Origin of the sequence: Polynucleobacter sp. MWH-Loch1C5 (assembly GCF_018881775.1) — a bacterium.
In the GTDB taxonomy this organism is placed as follows: domain Bacteria; phylum Pseudomonadota; class Gammaproteobacteria; order Burkholderiales; family Burkholderiaceae; genus Polynucleobacter.
Map to the genome: position 1 here is coordinate 1 of NZ_JACVPR010000001.1, position 19,449 is coordinate 19,449.

General features: G+C 45.4%; 25 protein-coding genes. 15 read left to right on the plus strand and 10 right to left on the minus strand.

Annotation, left to right across the window (positions count from 1 at the left end; genetic code table 11):
* From ICE94_RS00005 to ICE94_RS00030, 6 genes are all read left to right on the plus strand, one after another.
* On the plus strand, window positions 1-219 hold a 219-nt coding region (locus tag ICE94_RS00005), incomplete at its 5' end, for a hypothetical protein (protein ID WP_216147048.1).
* A gap of 21 nt (window positions 220-240) precedes the next feature.
* Window positions 241-1,575, plus strand: coding sequence for a hypothetical protein (locus ICE94_RS00010; RefSeq protein WP_216147050.1), 1,335 nt, complete (start codon window positions 241-243; stop codon window positions 1,573-1,575).
* 50 nt (window positions 1,576-1,625) lie between these two features.
* On the plus strand, window positions 1,626-1,994 hold the full coding sequence (locus ICE94_RS00015; protein ID WP_216147052.1) for a hypothetical protein: 369 nt from the start codon (window positions 1,626-1,628) through the stop codon (window positions 1,992-1,994).
* A gap of 68 nt (window positions 1,995-2,062) precedes the next feature.
* Window positions 2,063-2,878 carry a S9 family peptidase gene (locus ICE94_RS00020; protein WP_216147054.1) on the plus strand — a complete coding sequence of 272 codons (816 nt, stop codon included), beginning with the start codon at window positions 2,063-2,065 and terminating at the stop codon, window positions 2,876-2,878.
* Window positions 2,879-2,885: 7 nt separating this feature from the next.
* A complete protein-coding gene (locus ICE94_RS00025) occupies window positions 2,886-3,683 on the plus strand; it encodes a peptidylprolyl isomerase (RefSeq protein WP_216147055.1) in 798 nt (265 codons plus the stop codon).
* 8 nt (window positions 3,684-3,691) lie between these two features.
* The gene (locus ICE94_RS00030) at window positions 3,692-4,000 is read left to right on the plus strand and encodes a hypothetical protein (RefSeq protein WP_216147057.1); all 309 of its coding nucleotides are present in this window, start codon (window positions 3,692-3,694) and stop codon (window positions 3,998-4,000) included.
* Between the two features lie 49 nt (window positions 4,001-4,049).
* Here the strand turns inward: ICE94_RS00030 and ICE94_RS00035 are convergent, their stop codons facing one another.
* The 6 genes from ICE94_RS00035 to ICE94_RS00060 form a co-directional block, all read right to left on the minus strand.
* Entirely contained in the window at window positions 4,050-5,396 is a 1,347-nt protein-coding gene (locus ICE94_RS00035; protein ID WP_216147059.1) for an NAD(P)H-dependent oxidoreductase, read from the minus strand.
* A gap of 110 nt (window positions 5,397-5,506) precedes the next feature.
* On the minus strand, window positions 5,507-6,301 hold the full coding sequence (locus ICE94_RS00040; RefSeq protein ID WP_216147061.1) for a peptidylprolyl isomerase: 795 nt from the start codon (window positions 6,299-6,301) through the stop codon (window positions 5,507-5,509).
* Between the two features lie 40 nt (window positions 6,302-6,341).
* Window positions 6,342-6,599, minus strand: coding sequence for a BolA family protein (locus ICE94_RS00045; protein WP_370623759.1), 258 nt, complete (start codon window positions 6,597-6,599; stop codon window positions 6,342-6,344).
* Entirely contained in the window at window positions 6,599-7,144 is a 546-nt protein-coding gene (locus tag ICE94_RS00050) for a septation protein A (protein WP_216147065.1), read from the minus strand. Before ICE94_RS00050 ends, ICE94_RS00045 begins: the two co-directional genes overlap by 1 nt.
* A gap of 47 nt (window positions 7,145-7,191) precedes the next feature.
* Window positions 7,192-7,578, minus strand: a complete 387-nt coding sequence (gene msrB, locus ICE94_RS00055; protein WP_216859805.1) for a peptide-methionine (R)-S-oxide reductase MsrB — start codon at window positions 7,576-7,578, stop codon at window positions 7,192-7,194.
* Window positions 7,575-9,008: a YdiU family protein gene (locus ICE94_RS00060; RefSeq protein ID WP_216147068.1), complete on the minus strand. Its 1,434-nt coding sequence runs from the start codon at window positions 9,006-9,008 to the stop codon at window positions 7,575-7,577. Before ICE94_RS00060 ends, msrB begins: the two co-directional genes overlap by 4 nt.
* A gap of 68 nt (window positions 9,009-9,076) precedes the next feature.
* Between ICE94_RS00060 and ICE94_RS00065 the strand changes: the two genes are divergently transcribed.
* Window positions 9,077-9,526 carry a PaaI family thioesterase gene (locus ICE94_RS00065; protein WP_216147071.1) on the plus strand — a complete coding sequence of 150 codons (450 nt, stop codon included), beginning with the start codon at window positions 9,077-9,079 and terminating at the stop codon, window positions 9,524-9,526.
* A 10-nt stretch (window positions 9,527-9,536) separates the two neighbouring features.
* Here the strand turns inward: ICE94_RS00065 and ICE94_RS00070 are convergent, their stop codons facing one another.
* Window positions 9,537-10,382, minus strand: coding sequence for an NRDE family protein (locus ICE94_RS00070; RefSeq protein ID WP_216147074.1), 846 nt, complete (start codon window positions 10,380-10,382; stop codon window positions 9,537-9,539).
* Window positions 10,382-11,332, minus strand: a complete 951-nt coding sequence (locus ICE94_RS00075; protein ID WP_216147077.1) for a folate-binding protein YgfZ — start codon at window positions 11,330-11,332, stop codon at window positions 10,382-10,384. The genes ICE94_RS00070 and ICE94_RS00075 overlap by 1 nt, the downstream gene beginning before the upstream one ends.
* Window positions 11,333-11,371: 39 nt before the next feature.
* On the opposite strand from ICE94_RS00075, the gene mltG reads away from it, so the two are divergent.
* The 7 genes from mltG to gloA are packed head-to-tail and all read left to right on the plus strand — an operon-like array spanning window position 11,372 to window position 16,535.
* Entirely contained in the window at window positions 11,372-12,388 is a 1,017-nt protein-coding gene (gene mltG / locus ICE94_RS00080) for an endolytic transglycosylase MltG (RefSeq protein ID WP_216147080.1), read from the plus strand.
* A gap of 16 nt (window positions 12,389-12,404) precedes the next feature.
* Window positions 12,405-13,067 carry a dTMP kinase gene (gene tmk / locus ICE94_RS00085; RefSeq protein WP_216859806.1) on the plus strand — a complete coding sequence of 221 codons (663 nt, stop codon included), beginning with the start codon at window positions 12,405-12,407 and terminating at the stop codon, window positions 13,065-13,067.
* Window positions 13,068-13,115: 48 nt separating this feature from the next.
* On the plus strand, window positions 13,116-14,201 hold the full coding sequence (locus ICE94_RS00090; protein ID WP_216147083.1) for a hypothetical protein: 1,086 nt from the start codon (window positions 13,116-13,118) through the stop codon (window positions 14,199-14,201).
* A 3-nt stretch (window positions 14,202-14,204) separates the two neighbouring features.
* A complete protein-coding gene (locus ICE94_RS00095; RefSeq protein ID WP_216147086.1) occupies window positions 14,205-14,987 on the plus strand; it encodes a TatD family hydrolase in 783 nt (260 codons plus the stop codon).
* Between the two features lie 7 nt (window positions 14,988-14,994).
* The gene (locus ICE94_RS00100) at window positions 14,995-15,684 is read left to right on the plus strand and encodes an ankyrin repeat domain-containing protein (RefSeq protein WP_216147089.1); all 690 of its coding nucleotides are present in this window, start codon (window positions 14,995-14,997) and stop codon (window positions 15,682-15,684) included.
* 36 nt (window positions 15,685-15,720) lie between these two features.
* Window positions 15,721-16,149, plus strand: a complete 429-nt coding sequence (locus tag ICE94_RS00105; RefSeq protein WP_216147092.1) for a DUF3293 domain-containing protein — start codon at window positions 15,721-15,723, stop codon at window positions 16,147-16,149.
* Window positions 16,146-16,535, plus strand: a complete 390-nt coding sequence (gene gloA, locus ICE94_RS00110; RefSeq protein ID WP_216147095.1) for a lactoylglutathione lyase — start codon at window positions 16,146-16,148, stop codon at window positions 16,533-16,535. The genes ICE94_RS00105 and gloA overlap by 4 nt, the downstream gene beginning before the upstream one ends.
* A gap of 32 nt (window positions 16,536-16,567) precedes the next feature.
* Here the strand turns inward: gloA and ICE94_RS00115 are convergent, their stop codons facing one another.
* Window positions 16,568-17,233: a SprT-like domain-containing protein gene (locus ICE94_RS00115; RefSeq protein WP_216147098.1), complete on the minus strand. Its 666-nt coding sequence runs from the start codon at window positions 17,231-17,233 to the stop codon at window positions 16,568-16,570.
* A 312-nt stretch (window positions 17,234-17,545) separates the two neighbouring features.
* Between ICE94_RS00115 and ICE94_RS00120 the strand changes: the two genes are divergently transcribed.
* A complete protein-coding gene (locus tag ICE94_RS00120; RefSeq protein WP_216147100.1) occupies window positions 17,546-17,779 on the plus strand; it encodes a DUF1289 domain-containing protein in 234 nt (77 codons plus the stop codon).
* A 2-nt stretch (window positions 17,780-17,781) separates the two neighbouring features.
* On the opposite strand, the gene ICE94_RS00125 is transcribed toward ICE94_RS00120, so the two are convergent.
* Window positions 17,782-19,389 (minus strand): ABC-F family ATPase, encoded by a 1,608-nt coding sequence (locus ICE94_RS00125; protein ID WP_216147103.1) that lies wholly within the window; start codon window positions 19,387-19,389, stop codon window positions 17,782-17,784.
* Window positions 19,390-19,449: the final 60 nt, after the last annotated feature.

Below are 19,449 nucleotides of genomic sequence, written 5' to 3' on the forward strand. Positions count from 1 at the left end.
GTGGTGGCTCTGGTGGTGGTAATACCGGCGGCGGATCTGGTGGCGGCCAAGGTGGATCAGGTTCTGGTGGTAACACTGGAGGTTCTGGTTCTGGCGGCTCCGGTGGTGGCGGTGGTGCCAACACAGGCGGTGGCGCTAATACGCAATCTGGTACTGGTCAAGGCGCCGGTGGTCCTGGTGATGGACAAGGTCCAGGCCAAGGCGCTGGTCAAGGTTTAGGCCCACAAGGTGGTGGCTCTGGTGGTGGTAATACCGGCGGCGGATCTGGTGGCGGCCAAGGTGGATCAGGTTCTGGTGGTAACACTGGAGGTTCTGGTTCTGGCTCTGGTTCATCAGGTGGCGGTTCTACCTCTGGTAGCGGGTCATCAACTGGTGGCGGTTCTACATCCGGTTCTGGTTCAACATCATCTGGTGGTTCAACTTCTGGCTCTGGTTCATCAGGTGGCGGTTCTACCTCTGGTAGCGGGTCATCAACTGGTGGCGGTTCTACATCCGGTTCTGGTTCAACATCATCTGGTGGTTCAACTTCTGGATCTAGTTCAACAGGTGGTGGTTCAACTTCTGGATCTAGTTCAACAGGTGGTGGTTCAACTTCTGGCTCTGGTTCATCAGGTGGCGGTTCTACCTCTGGTAGCGGATCATCAACAGGCGGTAGCTCAACCTCTGGTTCTGGTTCAACATCATCTGGTGGTTCAACCTCTGGATCTGGTTCATCAGGTGGCGGTTCTACCTCTGGTAGCGGGTCATCAACTGGTGGCGGTTCTACATCCGGTTCTGGTTCAACATCATCTGGTGGTTCAACTTCTGGATCTAGTTCAACAGGTGGTGGTTCAACTTCTGGATCTAGTTCAACAGGTGGTGGTTCAACTTCTGGCTCTGGTTCATCAGGTGGCGGTTCTACCTCTGGTAGCGGATCATCAACAGGCGGTAGCTCAACCTCTGGTTCTGGTTCAACATCATCTGGTGGTTCAACTTCTGGCTCTGGTTCATCAGGTGGCGGTTCTACCTCTGGTAGCGGGTCATCAACTGGTGGCGGTTCTACATCCGGTTCTGGTTCAACATCATCTGGTGGTTCAACTTCTGGATCTAGTTCAACAGGTGGTGGTTCAACATCATCTGGTGGTTCAACTTCTGGCTCTGGTTCATCAGGTGGCGGTTCTACATCCGGTTCTGGTTCAACATCATCTGGTGGTTCAACTTCTGGATCTGGTTCATCAGGTGGCGGTTCTACCTCTGGTAGCGGATCATCAACAGGCGGTAGCTCAACCTCTGGTTCTGGTTCAACATCATCTGGTGGTTCAACTTCTGGATCTAGTTCAACAGGTGGTGGTTCAACATCATCTGGTGGTTCAACTTCTGGATCTAGTTCAACAGGTGGTGGTTCAACATCATCTGGTGGTTCAACTTCTGGCTCTGGTTCATCAGGTGGCGGTTCTACCTCTGGTAGCGGGTCATCAACTGGTGGCGGTTCTACATCCGGTTCTGGTTCAACATCATCTGGTGGTTCAACCTCTGGATCTGGTTCATCAGGTGGTGGGGCTAGCCCAAGTGGCAACACATCCACACCATCTCTGACACAAGGCAGATCTGATGACAGCCGAGGGGGTGTTGCCCCATCTGAAACGGTGACGAACGATGCTCAGTTAGTTGTTCTAAGACCTGATCGACCACCGACAGTTGAGCGTGGTTATGAGATTAGATTGAAAGATGATCAAGTCAATATCCGACCCATTGATAAGATTGATCAGAATTATCAAGGTTTAGGTAATGTAATTGATCGAGTCTCAATTAGTCTCGATGGTGGTGGAACTCGAGTCGGTTATCAAGTGTCATTGCATGACGGTGGTTTGCATTTCAAACCTGATAATGCTACGTCAGCAAGTTACATTGAAGATAACCGTGCTACTGTGATTAAAGAGGGTATTAATCAGATGTATAGAAGAGTCAATGATTCTATCGATCGTATTAGGACCATCTTTATTGATTTTCAATAACTGAATCTCTCCCAGTAGACTGAATCGACCCTTATTGATTAAGGGTCGATTCATTTAGAATGAAAGAAATGTTGAAGTATCTAATCACCGTATACACGCTACTTACACTCTCTTTTTCAGCATGGGCTGCAAGAGAAGAGGTAATTCGTGTTCCTTATGATTGGAACTGGACATTAGAGACAACGATCTTCAAGCCCTATGGAGAAGGTCCATTCCCATTGGTGATCTTGAATCACGGTAAAGAATTTGGTGATGCAAGGTTGCAAAAACGCTATCGCGGTTATCCCATAGCCCGAGAATTTACTAAGCGTGGCTATATGGTTGCGATGCCCATGCGTTTAGGATTTAGTAAATCGGATGGTGTCTATAAGCAATATGGTTGTGACATGGTTAAAGATGGTTACATTCAGGCTGAATCAGTCGCACCTGCCGTTGATTTTTTTAAAAAAAGAGCTGACGTTGATCCCAATCGTGTAGTGATGATTGGTTACTCGTATGGCGGAGTCGTGAGTGTTGCTTATGCTGCCGCGTATCCGAATACAGTTAGAGGTGTGATTAGTTTTGCAGGAGGCTTTAAGAAAATTAGTGGGGGTTGTATTTGGGACATTGAACTCAGTAAAGCGTATGCTGAATTTGGTTCTAAAAATAAAACCCCACAGTTGTGGATCTATGCCAATAATGATTCATTATTTAGTCCAGCGATGGTAGAGCGTATGTATCGCTCATTTAGGCAGCCCAATATACCCACACGTGCGGTAATCCTGGATGATTTTGAAGATGATGGGCATAAACTATTTGAAGATCCTGATGGTGTTAGTCTGTGGTTACCAGAAGTAGAAAACTTTTTTAAGACGTTAAACTTACCGTTCTCAATTACTCAATGAAGGTTGTATGAAAAAAAATTATTGCCTAGTATTAGCCGCAACGTTCTTCTCAATTTCACTGCACGCCCAGTCTCTTCCTAAAGGTAGCGTGGCTGTTGTCAATGGCAAGAATTTAACGGAGGCATTGCTTGAGCAAAATGTAAAGGCCAATCTGGCTCAAGGTTTAGCAGATAGTCCTGAATTGAGAAAAGCTCTGACAGAAGAATTGGTTAATCGCGAATTATTAGCTCAAGATGCAACCAAGAAAAACCTACACAATACTGCTGATGTTCAATTACAGTTAGAGCAAGTCAGACGTAACCTATTGGCTGAATTGGCGCTCAATGAGTTTTTAAAGAATAAAACAATTACTGATGAGCAACTCAAAAAGGAATATGAGGCTCAGATCAAAGCTTTGGGGGACACCAGTAATTTGCAGCAGTATAAGATTCGTCAAATCTTAAGTCGCACGGAGGCTGATGCAAGAACGGCGATGAATCGTCTCAAAAAAGAAGCATTTGAGAAAGTGGCTCAAGAAGTTTCTATCGATAGCAGTCGTGAGCGCGGTGGAGATTTGGGTTGGGTCTTACCTAACCAAATCATTCCGGTGATCTCGAATGTGATGGTTAATCTGAATAAGGGATCCACCTCGATTGCTCCGATTCAATCGCCCAACGGTTGGCATATCATTAAAGTCGAAGATAAGCGTGCATTTAAGGTACCTAGTTTCGAGGACAGTAAAGAGCGCTTGCGCGCGAGCATGATGCAACAAATGCGTATTGAGTATGTTCAGCAATTACGCAAAGATGCCAAGATTCAACAATAGGAATGGATATGACCAAAGATACAACTAAAAATACATCTACTGAAAAGAATTCAACAGAGAGTACGGCTCAAGAGCAACCCGTCAAAGGCCGCAGTGTTTTCATAGTTGAAACAACACCCGCTGGCGTTGCAGTGCAAACAGCATTACTGACTGAGCAGAATCAGTTAATTCCAATGCCGGCTATTTTTCCTGATGTGCAATATGCCTTTGAGCAAATTGATGAGCTCAAGCGTTTGGTCTCACAAAAGTTTTCTCAAGCAGCAGCTGTTGGTGCACAAGTGATTGCACAACAAAATCAAGACACCAAACCCCAATAAATTCTGAATACTAGCGACTCACTGAGGCAGTCGCTAGTTATTCTGTTGCTCACTCATGAGCAGCAAAGCGCTGCTCCATCTCTTGACGCAAGCGATAGGCAAGCGTTTTTGTATCTAGCTCGACATCATCCCAAGTCAGACATTGGCCTTCAGAGATAGGGCGCTTGAGTTTCACATCATGCGCCAGACCTAAGGGTAGACCACCGATAGAGAGTGACTTCTTAGCGGGCAGCAATTTACCCCATACGGTATAGCCACCTTCGCCATCGAGTATTTCGCCGGCTTTGAGATCACGTTTGGCAGTTGCCACTACATCCGCTTGCCAAGTGGTGGCGGCTCCAGTAGCTTCGCCACGTAGAGCAACACTAGCGACTGACTGTCCCACTTCTAGACCAATTAAGTGCCAACGCTTATAGAGTGTGAAATAACGACCGCTTGGATCGGTGTGAGCGTTGTATTCTTCAAAACAATTTTTGATGTATTCCGTCTCCGCTTCAACAGTGACCCATACACCCATCCGAATGTCATAAGGAATAACGCGCCCATCTTTTTCTAATGAAGAGATGACTTCCACCATGCCTTTGTGTTCTAGTACACCGCCTTCTGAAATAGGACGTGTCACATAAGGAATATCGGCAATACTGGCAGGCGGATAGAGTAGGCCATTACTGGGTACAGAGAGTCCTGTAGCATTCGCTACCGCTGAACTTTCAATCGATGGTTTAGAGCCATCTAAAAAACTATTGAACATCTTCGGGTTGAGCCCACCCCGACTCGCTTGTTCTGGAGTGAGCCCATAATAGCCCCAGACGGTTTCAGGGGTAGAACGACTGAAGTGGGGTAGCCACTTATGACCACGACCGGCGGCAACAACTGGAAAACCACAGGTTCTTGCCCAATCGACCAAATCACAAATTAAAGCTGGCTGATCGCCAAAGGCGAGCGAGTAAACCACACCTGCTTCTTGAGCACGCAAGGCTAGCATGGGTCCGCAAAAAGCATCTGCCTCAACGGTTACATTGACAACATGTTTATGGTGTGCAAAAGCAGTCAGACAATGTTCAACTGCAGCAATCGGATGGCCCGTACATTCGACAATCACATCAATCTCAGGATGTTTGACTAAAGAGACCCAGTCATCTGAAATATGCGTACGCCCATCGCGCAGAGCTTCATCCAGTGTTGCAGCAGTAGTTTGCTCTCTTGGCCATCCCACCCGCACCAAATTTTGACGTGCCTGATCTGGTGAGAGATCAGCAATGCCGACCAAGTGAATCCCAGGAGTTCTTGGGATTTGCGATAGATACATCGAGCCAAATTTACCTGCGCCAATCAGGCCCACACGAATCATTTGACCATTGGCTTGACGGGCTTGAAGTTGCTGATACAAACTCATCTTGTCTTCCTTTATTGAATTTTCACCCAGTGTAATGACTTTCAAACACTTATAAAAAAACCGCTCTATCGATGAAGAGCGGTTTTTCTTTTGAATTACTACAAGACCAATTACTGAATCTTAGCCTTAGATTTCAGTTTAGCAATCATGTCATTGAATTTCGCACGCTGCCAATTTTGATCTTGGCTGAGCATTTGAATCAATTGTGGCTTGAGTTCTGCCAAAGTAGGGACCTTGGCATCACGCACATCATCGACACGGATAATATGCCAGCCAAACTGAGACTTGACTGGCTTATCAGTCATCTGACCCTTTTGTAGGGCTTGCATGGCTTTTGAGAACTCAGGCACCAGCGCTTGAGGGCTCATCCAGTCCAAGTCACCACCATTGGCACCTGATCCGGGATCTTTAGAGTTAGCCTTGGCCAAGTCTTCGAACTTCTCGCCCCCCTTGATCTTGGCAATTAAGGCTTTAGCATCGGCTTCTTTTTCAACCAAGATATGACGGACCTTATATTCACGGCCTTCAAATTGGGTCTTGATTTGGTCATAGGTTTGCTTGAGTTCTGCATCCGAGACACCATCACGCATGATGTAATCATCAAAGAGAGCGCCCACGAGCACATTGAGACGCGCCTGTTCTAATTGCTCTTGGACAGCTTCGTTGGCAATTAAACCGCGGTTGACTGCTTCTTGATTGATCAGTTCACGGGTAATCAGCATATCCCTGGCACGATCACGCATCTCAGGGCTATTGGGTTGACCAGAGCCAGCCATCAATTTATCGAGCTTTGCCTTCGGGATAGATTTGCCATTGACCACAGCGGCGTTTTGGGCATGAACCCAGCTAGTCGATAAAGCGCCAGCCAGAATCAAAGCAGTAGTAATGCGAGCCAAAGATTTCATAATGTCATCAGTTCGTTATAAAAAAGTGTGAACCCTTATTTTAAATCACCACAATCGCTAGGGCGTGGATTTCTTGTGGAATCCAAGGGGCTAGGGCATCATACACCAGCCGGTGCTGAGCCACACGACTTAAGCCCTCCAACTTGGGCGAGGCGATATAGACCCGATAATGTCCAGCGCTACCCGCACTGGTATGCCCGGCATGTAGATGGCTTTCATCATCAATTTGCAGTTCGGTCGGCGCAAGCTGAGCGCGCAGTGCGGCCTCAAAGCAAGCTAGTCTTTCTGCTGGGCTCATCATTCCTCTTGCACGATGTAGCGATTCAGCCACACCCCTTGGGCGATGATGAAGACCAACATCAGCCCCATACTGCCAAAGAGCTTGAAGTTGACCCAAGCATCTTCACTGAATTGATAGGCTACGTATAGATTCAAAAGTCCCATCACAATAAAAAAGAGGATCCAGGCGTTATTCAAGGTTTTCCATACGTAAGCATCCCAGTGGGGCTCTATGCGTATTTGAGAGCCCATCGCGATCTGAATCAGATTCTTTTTAAAGAATGCGGCGCTCACCCACAAGCCAATGGCAAAGAAGCCATACAAAATGGTCGGCTTCCATTGAATAAAGGTCTTATCCTGAAAAGCGATGGTCATACCACCAAAGACCAAAATCAGCACCAAGCTCGCCCATTGTGTGGGCTCTACTTTTTTGTATTTCAGACCCACCCAGGCAATTTGGGCGATGGTAGCGACCATCGCTACGGCTGTCGCCACATAAATATCAGCGACCTTAAAGGCCACAAAAAACAGGATGACGGGCAGTAGATCAAATAAAAATTTCATCAAAGTCTTTCGAAAGAGTAGCCTGTATTAAAACACTATTTATTGACTCACTTGGCTTTGAACTTGATGGCCGCAGAATTAATGCAATAGCGCAGACCTGTGGGGGCTGGACCATCATCAAACACATGACCCAGATGCGCATCACAGCTCTGACAGCGTACTTCAGTGCGTATCATGCCGTGACTAGTATCCCGAACTTCTTTGATCCGTTCAAGATCTAGCGCTTGGCTGTAGCTTGGCCAGCCACAGCCTGCATCGAATTTCTGCTCACTAGAAAAGAGGGGGGTGTCACAACAAACACACAGATATTCACCGGCATCCCAATGATCCCAATAGCGGCCCGAGAACGGATATTCGGTGGCGGCTTCCCGAGTGACACGATATTCGATATCACTGAGTAATTGACGATACTGGGCATCTGTTTTTTGTTTCATGATGAGCAACTCACACAAATGGGTGGGTGGTCAGCCGGTGGTGGTAAGGCGTAGTCCTTGGCACCTGACTGTTCTTCATAAGGATTTTCTAATATCTTCAATAAGCGTGCTACTTCTCTAAAGTCCTTGGCTTGGGCACGCTCAATAGCGTTCTGTGCAAGGTGATTACGCAAGACATATTTAGGGTTGATGGTTTGCATTTGGGCTAGGCGCTGATCTTGTGCCATATTTTCGAGCTCGATGCGCTTTTGATAAAGCGCTAACCACGCCAAGAGTGCCTCTGATGGCTGGGCATCATACTGCCGGCCTTCTGATAGCTCTCTAAAAAATAAGGTATAGTCCAGCCGCTCGTGATGCATGAGTTGTAATAATTGCTCAATCAATGCAAGATCTTCTGGATGTGCCGTCTGAAAACCTAATTTTTGTCGATACAAGTCTATAAAAGCACTGCGATAGGTCTTAGCGTATACATCTAGACTAGACTTGATTCGTTCTATAGCGGCTTCTTCATCAAGTTGTAATTGTTTTTTTAAAGGCAGCAGCATAGCGCTTGCTAAACAATATAAATTCCACTGCAAAATGTCGGGCTGACGATGGTAGCTATAGCGGCCCTGTTCGTCAGAATGATTGCAAATATGTTCTCGATCAAACTGATCTAAAAAGCCAAAGGGTCCATAGTCGAGCGTCAACCCCAATAGACTGGTGTTGTCCGTATTGAGTACACCATGACAAAAACCTACAGCTTGCCACTGCGCAGCGAGCTGACCAGTGCGCATCGCGATAGCCTCTAAAAGAGCTAAATAGGGATAGGGTTTTGTAGCCACCTCGGGATAATGATGAGCAATCAAATAATCTAAGGTGTTTTCTAGTTCTTTTTGCATATCGTTGTGCCCGTAATGTTCGATATGCCCGATTCTTAAAAAACTAGGGGCTACTCTGGTACACACTGCAGCGGTTTCTATGGTTTCGCGTCTAACAGGTAAATCAGAACCTACCACGGCTAAAGCACGACTGGTAGGAATACCAAGGTGATACATGGCTTCACTACAGAGAAATTCACGAATCGATGAGCGCAATACTGCACGGCCATCACCGCGCCGTGAGTAATCAGTCGGGCCTGCCCCTTTGAGTTGAACTTCATACTGCCGCCAGTCACCCAGATAAATGGCACGGCCGTCGCCTAATTGTCCTGCCCAGACCCCAAATTGATGACCGCTATAAGCCATTGCATAGGTTTGCCACTGCTTGTTCTGATAATGCGTTTGATTACCTGCCAGTAAAGATAGTAATTCTGGATGCGATAAATCGTCTTGTATACCGAGTTGCTTGGCACAATCCTTTGAAAAAGCAACGGCATACGGTGCGGGAACCGGGGTGGGAGACAGATATTGAATGAGGCCCGCGCTGGCTGCTTGTAGATGGATTGGCATAGTTTGATTTTAGAGATAAGGTCCTGTTTTTGCTCACCTAGCTGTAAACCTTGTATAAGATAGGGACTATGAAAACCATGACAGATGCCGATTTAGGCCATGAACTCGAATTAGAGTTAGAAGCGCCTTTTTTAAAACTATTAGGGGTGCGCTGTACTCAAGCGGATATCAATGGCGGATATGTGAACCTAGAATTGCGTCCCGAGCATCAAAACGCCTGGCAGGTTGCTCACGGTGGTGTTTTGCTAACACTCATGGATGTGGGTATGGCTGTGGCTGCGCGAGCCGCCGATCCCGCAGGGCGTGGTGTATTAACTCTAGAACTTAAAAATCAGTTCTTGCACACGGCCAAAGGAACTATTCGAGTCTCAGCTCAGACTGTGCACCATAGCGCGTCTTTAGCTTTTGTCGAAGCTAAATTATGGGATAACGATGATCGACTCTGCTGTATGGGAACAGCGACCTTTAAATACTTTAATAAAGCAGCGCTAGAGCGTAGCTTTAAAAAAGATCGTTAAGACTGCAGGTTTAAGGCTTGGCTGATTCGGTAAAGCTTTTGAGCTGACCAAAAAATGATTCTTCTTGACTCTTACCCTGAGCGTCAAAATGACGCTCAATAAATTCAAAATGGCCCAGGCGATTGACTCTCAGAAGTGCTGTGGAGCGTGTGCCATAGTGTTCCGTTTTGATAAAGGCTGCTGAGAGAGCTTTCTCCCATTCCAAACTCACGCCTGTGGCGGGAAGTTGGTGCTCAGGAGCGATTTGAGTATCTTGCATCAACTGTAAATAGCGCTGGGGTTTACTAAAAGATCCAGTGTCCATCGCTAAACTTTGGGCAAAAGCAGCCAAACGATGTTGTACTTTAGGCCATGGGGTATCTAACATAGCATTCGACAGACCATATAAACCTGGCTTGAGTTTTTGGGGCTGGATAGATTTACGGGGACGTATTTGTGAACCCATCAAAATGCGATTGCTGCACCAATACAAACTTTGCTCTTGCTGGTTCAGTTGCGCCATCAGCAAATTAAAGCCGTTATAGCGACCCATTCTCATCTTAGATTCCGCAAGAAACTGTTCCGGATGATGGGTAGTCTTGAGGTATTGCGTGACTATTTCACCGCGTGAGCGGGCAGTTGGATTCTTTTCTGAAGGGGCCCGCACATTGGTCAGCGCTGCAAACTTACCTGAGCGATGAATGCCTAACCAAGTTCCAGGATCTGAACCTGTATCCGCTAGATCCTTGCCTGCAAGCAATTCTTCATCCCACCAATGGAGTGGGGCAGTGGGACGTTCGTAAAATTCATCACGATTAGCTAAGACCACCAGAGGGTAGTCTGGATGGGATTGCCAAGCGGTCAGAATAAGACACATTAGATTTCAATTAAGGGGTAAGGCAAACTCAGAAACTCAAGCTGAGTACCTGTAGAAGAGCCTAAATGAATGGCTTGAGTTGCAAGTTCCGTTTTGCACTCGATCTGTAAATACACCCAATCGCTTTGCCCTGGATCAAGGCTAGCGAGTACCACTAAACCGCAAGGTTGCTCAGGGTCATTGGCAGCAAAGATTTCGGTACCCGGCAGTGGTAAGTCGCTAGTTCTCGCTTTTGCTAAATAGAGACGTCGCTTAATGGTGCCACGGTACTGACTACGCGCAACGATTTCTTGCCCCGGATAACAACCTTTTTGAAAGTCGATGCCTTGAATGGATTCCATATTGACCATTTGCGGGACAAATGCTTCATAAGTCGCGTGTACGATGCGTGGATAAGCACTGATTACTTCCAAATAATGCCAATGTAGGGTATTCACGGCATCTGACTGAGCTTGGGGACAATTGCCAGCAATCAAATAGCGCTGGTAGTTCTGGCTACCGTCTTTGACATCTGGCAAACGAATCGCGCTGGAATCGGGATTGTGATGAAGATATTCATTTAGAGCAGTGATGTCGCCATCAGAGGTGCAAAAAGCAGATATCTGCATCTGAGTCTGTGCTTGGACTTTGGCTTTTTGGCGCAAAACAAACATGGATAAACGTTTAGCAACGACTTCAGTGATGTCCTTAGAGAGTAATAATTGAATGCGCTCTGTCGGCTGCGAATCTTGCATGATCATCCAACGCGAGAACCAGAAATTGGCCATTAGACGACCTTTGGGATTGCAATAGCCTGCAAACTTCACTTGATTACCTGCGGCGATAGCCCCAGGCGCTGCTTTAGCGCAAGGCTTCACACTATTGGTAATTTGATTTTGTAAAAACTCAACAGCCTCCGGACCGTCGATCGTGATGCAAGACCAGTCTGGTAGCGCAACAAAATAACTCATAGCTTCCTCAATCTATTTGTAGCTTTATCATACTGATATATGAAACTTCTATCATTAAGCCCCGGTTGGCGTAAGTTCATTCTAAGTCTGACCACTGTTATCTTGGTCGTCTTATTGGGGATTATCCTCCTTAGTTCACAAACCGCTATACCACCTAGTTCTGGCGAAGTTTTACGCGTGAAGATAGCGCCAGGCTCGAATGTGGCCGCGATTGGCCGTCAACTGCAAGATCAAGGAGCATCTGTGAACTCTGTGAGCTTACAGATTGTTTTTAGAACTCTATTTATTGGCAAAAAGCTCAAAGCGGGAGTTTATGACTTTCCCAAAGAGGCCACACTCTATCAGCTCATTAGGCAGATGGCTCAGGGAGATACGGTTCGTTTTCAGATCACTTTAATTGAGGGTTGGACATTCAAACAATTCAGAAGCCTGATTGAGTCACAAAAAGAACTCAAAGTGACCCTGAAAGGGCAGAGTGCTCAAAGAATTTTGGCTGCCTTGGGAAGCCCCCATCAACATCCAGAAGGACTTTTTTTCCCCAATACGTATACCTACGAGCCCGGTGATACTGACTTTTCGATCTATACAAAAGCCTATCGTGCGATGGAAAAAAAATTAAGCGAGGCTTGGGAGAAAAATCAGCGCCCCGTGCACCTCAAAAATCCATATGAGTTGCTGATATTGGCCTCAATTATTGAAAAAGAAACCGGTAGTCGAGCCGAAAGAGCTCAGATATCGGGAGTGTTTCATAATCGTTTGAAGATAGGCATGATGTTGCAAACGGATCCGACTGTTATTTATGGTCTCGGTGATCAATTTGATGGAAATTTAAGAAAGAAGGATTTACTTCGAGACGGCCCATACAATACCTATAGGCGTAGAGGTTTACCGCCAACGCCGATTGCGATGCCAGGCATGGAGTCCTTGGTGGCAGCTGCCCAGCCATCTGCTACCGAGGCTTTGTATTTTGTTGCAGATGGGCAGGGCCGTAGTGTCTTTTCCAGGACACTCGCTGAGCACGAGGCAGCAGTTAGAAAGTATCAATTAAAACAATAATTTGAGGGTTTAGCTTTTGATCACATTTGCACAATCTAAGAATCGACCCGGGTTTTTCATTAGTTTCGAAGGGATTGATGGTGCTGGAAAAAGTACGCATATAGAGCGCACCGCTGAGCTTTTGCAATCGCGTCATCCCGAGCGTCAAGTTGTTTTAACTCGTGAGCCAGGTGGCACAGCCCTTGGAGAGTCACTGCGTGAAATGCTCTTGCACCATAAGATGCATCTTGAAACGGAGGCTCTATTGATGTTTGCGGCTAGACGGGAGCATTTGGCGACTGTCATTGAACCAGCCCTTGCTGCAGGTCATATCGTCATTTCAGATCGTTTTACCGATGCCACCTTTGCTTACCAGGGGGGTGGACGAGGGCTTGATTTAGCTAAGCTATACGAGCTCGAAGTTTGGGTACAAATGCGCCTCAAAGAAGGGCAGCGTTATTTAGTGCAGCCAGACATGACCTTTCTCTTTGATCTACCCAGTGAGGTTGCCCAGGGTCGCCGCAGTTTGGCCAGAAATCCAGATAAGTTCGAAAGCCTCGATGACGTATTCTTTGATCGTGTCAGGCAGGAGTATCGTCGTCGCGCCATAGAAGATACTGATCGTTTTGTTCTGATTGATGCAAATCAGTCCGTAGAATCAATTGCCAAAACACTTGAAGAATATATATTAAATATATGATTAATATATACTTTATTTATATTCGACTGCAGTAAGGTAAGCAAAAAAATGACACCAATAACGGCTTGGCAAAAAACACTATGGGCTCAATTAACAAGCCAAGGGATGAGTCACGCCACCATCTTTCATGGCCAGGAGGGCTTGGGCCATTTAGATTTTGCCTTAAATATGGCTAAGGCCAAGCTGTGTGAGAGCCAGACAGAATCAAAACCATGTCACCAATGTGAGGCATGTCGGTGGTTTGATACCGGTAGTCACCCCGATTTTCAGGGTCTTCTACCCGAGGATTTGCAAAGCCTTCTTCCGCATGACAACCTCATCGATGACGTAGGTGAAGAAGTTGTTATTAAAAACATTAGTACAGATGATGACAAGGCAGACAAAAAGCTTAGCCAGGTCATTAAAGTAGCCCATATTCGAAGCATGATCGACTCTCTGGGAACTGCTAGCTATCGTTCAGGGCAAAGGGTAGTCCTGCTTGGTCCGTTAGAGTCTTTAGAGCCTATCTCTGCCAACACATTACTGAAAACCTTAGAAGAGCCCCCTGAAAATACTATCTTCTTATTATTTACCTATCGCTTAGATCGAATCCTGCCAACAATTAAATCTCGCTGTAGATTAATTGCTATGCCTAAGCCATCAGAGGAGGATGCTTTGGCATGGCTGAGCTCCCAAGTGGCCTCTGCTAACCTAGAAATAGACTCCCAAAATCTCCTAGCCATCTTAAGAGAAGAGGGTGGAGCACCGGCACGTGCATGGCAGAGAATTTTTGATCTTAAAGAGCAAAGCTATCAAGAAAGTCTTCAGCAATTACTTCATGGGCTTGGGCAGGGACGGCAGGTCGAATGGATCAAGCTTTCTGAATCCATTAACAAAGTACCTCTGCGTGAAATTTTAATACTGCTGCAAAAGTGGTTATATGACTTGCTATTATTTCGCACTGTTGGATATGCAAAGTTTTATCCACAAACTCAAGTGCTTATTTCAGCATGTGCTGCCAAGGCAAATACAGCCAAGCTACGCGAGTTTTTAAAGGCGGTCAGTGATTCACGTAAAAGCGAGAATCACCCACTGGCTAATCGAGTACAAATCGAATCGTTATTAATTAGATACAAAAATATATTTGAGGCATAAGTCATGTTTGTTGATTCACATTGTCATCTAGATTTTCCTGAGTACCAGGGGCAGTTGGATGATTTATTGGCTCGTATGAAAACAGCTAAGGTGACTCACGCACTCTGTATATCTGTTGATATGCCTAATTTTCCTAATGTCTTAGAAATTGCAAAAAGCCATGAAAATCTTTTTGCCAGTGTGGGTACACATCCTGACTACAAAGATACCCCTGAGCCGAGTGTTGAGCAGTTAGTTCAGTTAGGTCAAGATTCAAAAGTGGTCGCCGTCGGTGAGACGGGTCTTGATTATTATCGTATTGGAGATGATTCGATTGAAAGCATGGAGTGGCAAAGAGATCGATTCAGAAGACATATACAGGCAGCCAAACAACTGAATAAGCCTTTAATTATTCATACACGTAGCGCCTCGGCTGACACTATTCGTATTATGAAAGAAGAGGGTGCAGACCAAATCGGCGGCGTTATGCATTGCTTCACAGAATCATGGGATGTTGCACAAGCTGCCATGGACCTCAATTTCTATATATCTTTCTCTGGGATTGTGACTTTTAAGAACGCTAAAGACTTGCAAGAGACTTGTAAAAAAATTCCTTTAGATCGGCTTCTGATTGAGACAGATTCACCATTCCTGGCGCCAGTGCCACACCGTGGCAAAACTAATGAACCAGCATGGGTGTCCCACGTAGGGGAATTTGTCGCTCATCTTCGCGGTGATGATTTGGCTTTATTAGCTCAGGCGACTAGCCAGAACTTCTCAAGACTTTTTAGAGTGAACCTACATTAAACTCTCAATGAAGTTACCTGTTTTCAGATATTGTTTTGCGATAGGCCTTACCTTTTTTCAGGGGCTAGTATTTGCCTCGCAAGCCATTGACGACTTTGTGATTCATGCCAAGATGAATGACCAGCCTGCCATTATCAAAGCCCTTAATGCTGGTCATAATCCAAATCTGATTGACTCTAAAGGTCATCTTGCGATCGTCGCAGCAATTTCAGAGGGCTCCTGGGATGTGGCTAATTTATTGATCAATTATTCAAAGACCGAGATTAATCAACAAAATGCGTTTGGTGAGTCTGCATTAATGATGGCTGCATTTATGGGTCGTCTTGATCTTGTAAAGCGCCTCATTAATGATAAAAAGGCAGAATTTAGCCACCCTGGTTGGACGCCACTGCATTATGCGGCAACCAATGGTCATCTAGATATCGTTCGTTTTCTCTTGGATAAGGGGGCTTATGTCGATCCAGAAAGCCCCAACCAAACCACTGCCTTGATGATGGCCGTTCGTGGTGGCCATATACACGTCGTCAAGGAACTTCTCGATCGCGGGGCCAGTCTCAGCCAAATGAATCAACTTCAGATGACTGCGATTGATTTCGCCGATCAATTCAACCAAGTTGAAATAGCCAAAGGTTTGCGTTCTAGATGGTTAAAGGTATATGGAAGCCCATATATTTCGACATCTAAGCTAGCTCACTGATTAGCAACTTTCGCATAATCTTTATTATGTTAAATTATGGATATACGAACAAAATACGAAAAACTATACAAAGCTGCAATATACAAAATTCACTCCGTACCCCCTATCCCGCTCAAGATTGATGAGCGAAACCCAGAGCTAGTCAAGCTCATGAAAAAGCACCAATTAAAGAATGCCGCGATTATTACGCCATGTAATCCCGGTAGTTGCAAAATGCCGATGGATTACAACGAAAGGCGCATAGAGTTCTTCAAAGAAATACTCGAGCAAAGGAAATATTTCTACCTCCCTGCCGATAATTGCGACAAAGAGACAGGTCATTGGCATGAACCTAGCTTTTGGATCACAGATATTCGACTGCCAGAGGCCAAACAGTTGGCCATAGACTTTGGACAAAATGCATTTGTCTATACAACTAGCTATGCTGCACCAAGACTAATATGGCTGATAAAGGAGAAAAGATGAACTTATTACACACCATGTTAAGAGTAGGTAATCTAGAACAATCTGTAGATTTCTATACTCGTGTCCTGGGCATGAATCTACTAAGAACTACAGACCGTCCTGACCAAGGCTATTCCCTAGCCTTTGTAGGTTATGGTGATGGGAATAAAAGTGGCCATGCCGAGATTGAATTGACATATAACTATGATGTTCATGAGTATGAGATGGGAACGGCATATGGTCATATTGCAATTGGTACCGAAGATATTTACGCGCAATGTGAAAGCATTCGATCCAATGGCGGAAATATCACGCGAGAACCAGGACCTGTGAAGGGTGGAAATACGATTATCGCCTTCGTACAAGACCCCAACGGGTACAAAATTGAGTTGATACAAAAAGGGTAACTCAATCAACTCTTACTCATGTGCGGTGCGCCCTAGCACACCGCTCTTTTGATTTCTCTATCCTTTTCTTTTCGAGCTTGCTCTTCCTCGGGGCTTAAGGCGCTCTCAATCGATACCCCAACCTCCTCCATGCGAATGTTGTCCCTTGGACATATTGGCGCACCCATAGATTCCCACTTCTTGAGTAGGCTAACTTCATAGCCGCACTGACCACAGCGGGCTTTGGAACGCTGTTGGTTACTTGCGCGCGGTGGCGGAAACACGATTGCCTTATGAGGATAGTTACCTAAACGCTCTGCAATCATCATCAGTCGAACTTTGAGCTCTTCAGTAGCATGAGCGCTTTTCGCAGGGCCTTCCAAACCGACACAATGGGCAATATCTTTGAAGTCTTGACCGTGTCCACTGTGACAATCATCTATCGCATGACATAATTCATGCACTAGGGTATCCAAGACCTCAACTGGATCTTCTAATCGCGGTGAAATAAAAATTTCGTTAACCATATCCCCTGACCGCTCCCGTGGCCAACATTGACCTAGAGTACTTCTTGGGCTACTTGAAGCGGGCCAGCCACACGAGAGCTTAACGGGGGGTATGGCAAACCCAGCCTTGCTAAAGACAGGTTCTAAGGCATGTACTGCAGCCTGTAACCATGACTCTCGTGTAGTATGAATTTGAGCTATATTGTCATTCATGAGAAGAGTTTACTTATTGTTATTAGGTGTTAGCTTATTAGGCTGTTCAAGGCATGACTACGTTACTTGGCAATGCACTTCACCAGAACAGATTAATGCGAGTGAAAAACCTCTGACCATGATTTTAGACCGTACTGAAATGCGGATACAAAAAGATATTTACTACTTCTGCGGTAGCTTAGGGCACCAAAGCTTTTTTTCTAAACAATGTCCTGCAGTCAATGCAGAGTCACCAATTAGATTCACCCCCAAAACTGGAGATTTAGAAATTCGCCAAGGATCCATAACAAATACAATGAAATGCGAATCACTATGACGGAATCGAATAAACAAAATAACTCTTTATCTGTTGGCGACAGTGACTCTGACTCTCCTTGCATTGGGATTTGCTCAACCTTATTTGATGAGGTATGTCAGGGTTGCGGTCGAACAGCTGAAGAGGTATGTAATTGGGTATTTCTAAGCCCAGATGAAAAAAAGAAGGTTTGGGAACGCATTACTGCTGAAGGAACAGCAATGCGCTTTAAGAGAACCAACCCAACTTAACTCTAACCGTCTAGATTCTGGCTTTTAAGGTAGTCTTCGTAGTTACCTTCAAAATCAGTCACCGTTCCATCGCCTTTAACTTCGAGGATTCTCGTGGCGAGTCCCGAAATAAATTCACGGTCATGCGAAACAAAAATGACGGTGCCATCATATTTTTCTAATGCAACCTGCAAACTTTCGATGGATTCCATATCCATGTGATTGGTTGGCTCATCCATTGCAAGGACATTGTGTTTTTGGAGCATCAAGCGCCCCCAAATCATTCTCCCCTTCTCACCACCAGAGATGACCTTAACAGACTTACCAATGTCATTACCAGAGAATAGTAGTCGCCCCAGAGTACCGCGAATCACTTGATCATCATCGCCAGGCTTACCCCACTGCTGCATCCAGTCAAATAAACTCAACTCTTCAGGGAAGTACTCATTGGTATCCTGTGGCATGTAGCCCACATTTGCATTTTCAGACCATTTAACATCGCCCTTATCAACTTGAATACCACCAAATCTTTTGCTCAAAATGCTCTTCAATAAGGTGGTTTTACCTGCGCCATTTTGACCAATAATGGCTACTTTCTCTCCAGGACGAATGGTCAGCTTGAGGTTCTTGAAAATAGGACGGTCATATTCTTGAGTAAGACTCGTACATTCAACCGCCATATTATGTAGTTTTTTCTCATACTCAAAACGAATGAATGGGTTTTGACGTGAAGACGGTTTGATTTCGACAATCTCAATTTTTTCAAGTTGTTTTTGTCTTGATGTAGCCTGTCGCGCTTTAGATGCATTTGCAGAAAAGCGTCTAACGAAGGCCTGTAATTCCTCGACCCTCTCTTTAGCCTTAGCATTGGCTGCCATTTGACGCTCACGAGCTTGCATAGAAGCCAGCATGTAAGAATCGTAATTACCCGGATAAACAGTCAGAGTCCCATAGTCCATATCAGCCATATGTGAGCAGACTGAATTTAAAAAATGACGATCGTGAGAAATAATGATCATCGTACTATTTCGACTATTAAGAACTTCCTCTAACCAATGAATAGAATGAATATCTAGGTTATTGGTTGGCTCATCCAATAATAGAACATCTGGATCTGCAAATAATGCCTGAGCTAAGAGAACACGTAACTTCCAGCCAGGGGCCACCTCACTCATTGGACCATTATGTTGATCAATAGGGATGCCGATACCCAACAATAACTCCCCTGCTCTTGCTTCAGCTGTATAGCCACCATATTCTGCAAATTTAGCTTCTAATTCAGCAGCCTTCATGTAATCTTCATCTGTGGCATCAGGTTTTGCATAAAGAGCGTCACGCTCTGCAGCGGCCTCCCACATTTCTTGATGTCCCATCATGACAACATCGAGTACGCGTACCTCTTCATAAGCAAATTGATCTTGGCGTAACTTACCCAGACGGATGTTGGGTTCAAGAGAAATATTCCCAGCACTTGGCTCTAGATCACCGCCTAAAATTTTCATGAATGTGGACTTGCCACAACCATTAGCGCCAATCAAACCGTAGCGATTCCCACCGCCAAATTTAACTGAGATATTTTCAAATAGGGGTTTAGCCCCGAACTGCATTGTGATATTTGCTGCTGTAAGCACAATTGGCCTTAAAAAATAGTAGTAAACATGAGATTTTAACTAATCTCTTTATGAGCGATT

What these genes read in the sequence shown, in the direction of transcription:
- ICE94_RS00040 (WP_216147061.1), bottom strand. Translation starts at nt 6,301, where the DNA reads ATGAAATCTTTGGCTCGCATTACTACTGCTTTGATTCTGGCTGGCGCT.
- ICE94_RS00100 (WP_216147089.1), top strand. Translation starts at nt 14,995, where the DNA reads ATGAAGTTACCTGTTTTCAGATATTGTTTTGCGATAGGCCTTACCTTT.
- ICE94_RS00020 (WP_216147054.1), top strand. Translation starts at nt 2,063, where the DNA reads ATGTTGAAGTATCTAATCACCGTATACACGCTACTTACACTCTCTTTT.
- ICE94_RS00090 (WP_216147083.1), top strand. Translation starts at nt 13,116, where the DNA reads ATGACACCAATAACGGCTTGGCAAAAAACACTATGGGCTCAATTAACA.
- ICE94_RS00120 (WP_216147100.1), top strand. Translation starts at nt 17,546, where the DNA reads ATGACGGAATCGAATAAACAAAATAACTCTTTATCTGTTGGCGACAGT.
- ICE94_RS00060 (WP_216147068.1), bottom strand. Translation starts at nt 9,008, where the DNA reads ATGCCAATCCATCTACAAGCAGCCAGCGCGGGCCTCATTCAATATCTG.
- msrB (WP_216859805.1), bottom strand. Translation starts at nt 7,578, where the DNA reads ATGAAACAAAAAACAGATGCCCAGTATCGTCAATTACTCAGTGATATC.
- ICE94_RS00070 (WP_216147074.1), bottom strand. Translation starts at nt 10,382, where the DNA reads ATGTGTCTTATTCTGACCGCTTGGCAATCCCATCCAGACTACCCTCTG.
- gloA (WP_216147095.1), top strand. Translation starts at nt 16,146, where the DNA reads ATGAACTTATTACACACCATGTTAAGAGTAGGTAATCTAGAACAATCT.
- ICE94_RS00050 (WP_216147065.1), bottom strand. Translation starts at nt 7,144, where the DNA reads ATGAAATTTTTATTTGATCTACTGCCCGTCATCCTGTTTTTTGTGGCC.
- ICE94_RS00035 (WP_216147059.1), bottom strand. Translation starts at nt 5,396, where the DNA reads ATGAGTTTGTATCAGCAACTTCAAGCCCGTCAAGCCAATGGTCAAATG.
- ICE94_RS00095 (WP_216147086.1), top strand. Translation starts at nt 14,205, where the DNA reads ATGTTTGTTGATTCACATTGTCATCTAGATTTTCCTGAGTACCAGGGG.
- ICE94_RS00030 (WP_216147057.1), top strand. Translation starts at nt 3,692, where the DNA reads ATGACCAAAGATACAACTAAAAATACATCTACTGAAAAGAATTCAACA.
- ICE94_RS00075 (WP_216147077.1), bottom strand. Translation starts at nt 11,332, where the DNA reads ATGAGTTATTTTGTTGCGCTACCAGACTGGTCTTGCATCACGATCGAC.
- mltG (WP_216147080.1), top strand. Translation starts at nt 11,372, where the DNA reads ATGAAACTTCTATCATTAAGCCCCGGTTGGCGTAAGTTCATTCTAAGT.
- ICE94_RS00065 (WP_216147071.1), top strand. Translation starts at nt 9,077, where the DNA reads ATGAAAACCATGACAGATGCCGATTTAGGCCATGAACTCGAATTAGAG.
- ICE94_RS00045 (WP_370623759.1), bottom strand. Translation starts at nt 6,599, where the DNA reads ATGAGCCCAGCAGAAAGACTAGCTTGCTTTGAGGCCGCACTGCGCGCT.
- ICE94_RS00105 (WP_216147092.1), top strand. Translation starts at nt 15,721, where the DNA reads ATGGATATACGAACAAAATACGAAAAACTATACAAAGCTGCAATATAC.
- ICE94_RS00115 (WP_216147098.1), bottom strand. Translation starts at nt 17,233, where the DNA reads ATGAATGACAATATAGCTCAAATTCATACTACACGAGAGTCATGGTTA.
- ICE94_RS00025 (WP_216147055.1), top strand. Translation starts at nt 2,886, where the DNA reads ATGAAAAAAAATTATTGCCTAGTATTAGCCGCAACGTTCTTCTCAATT.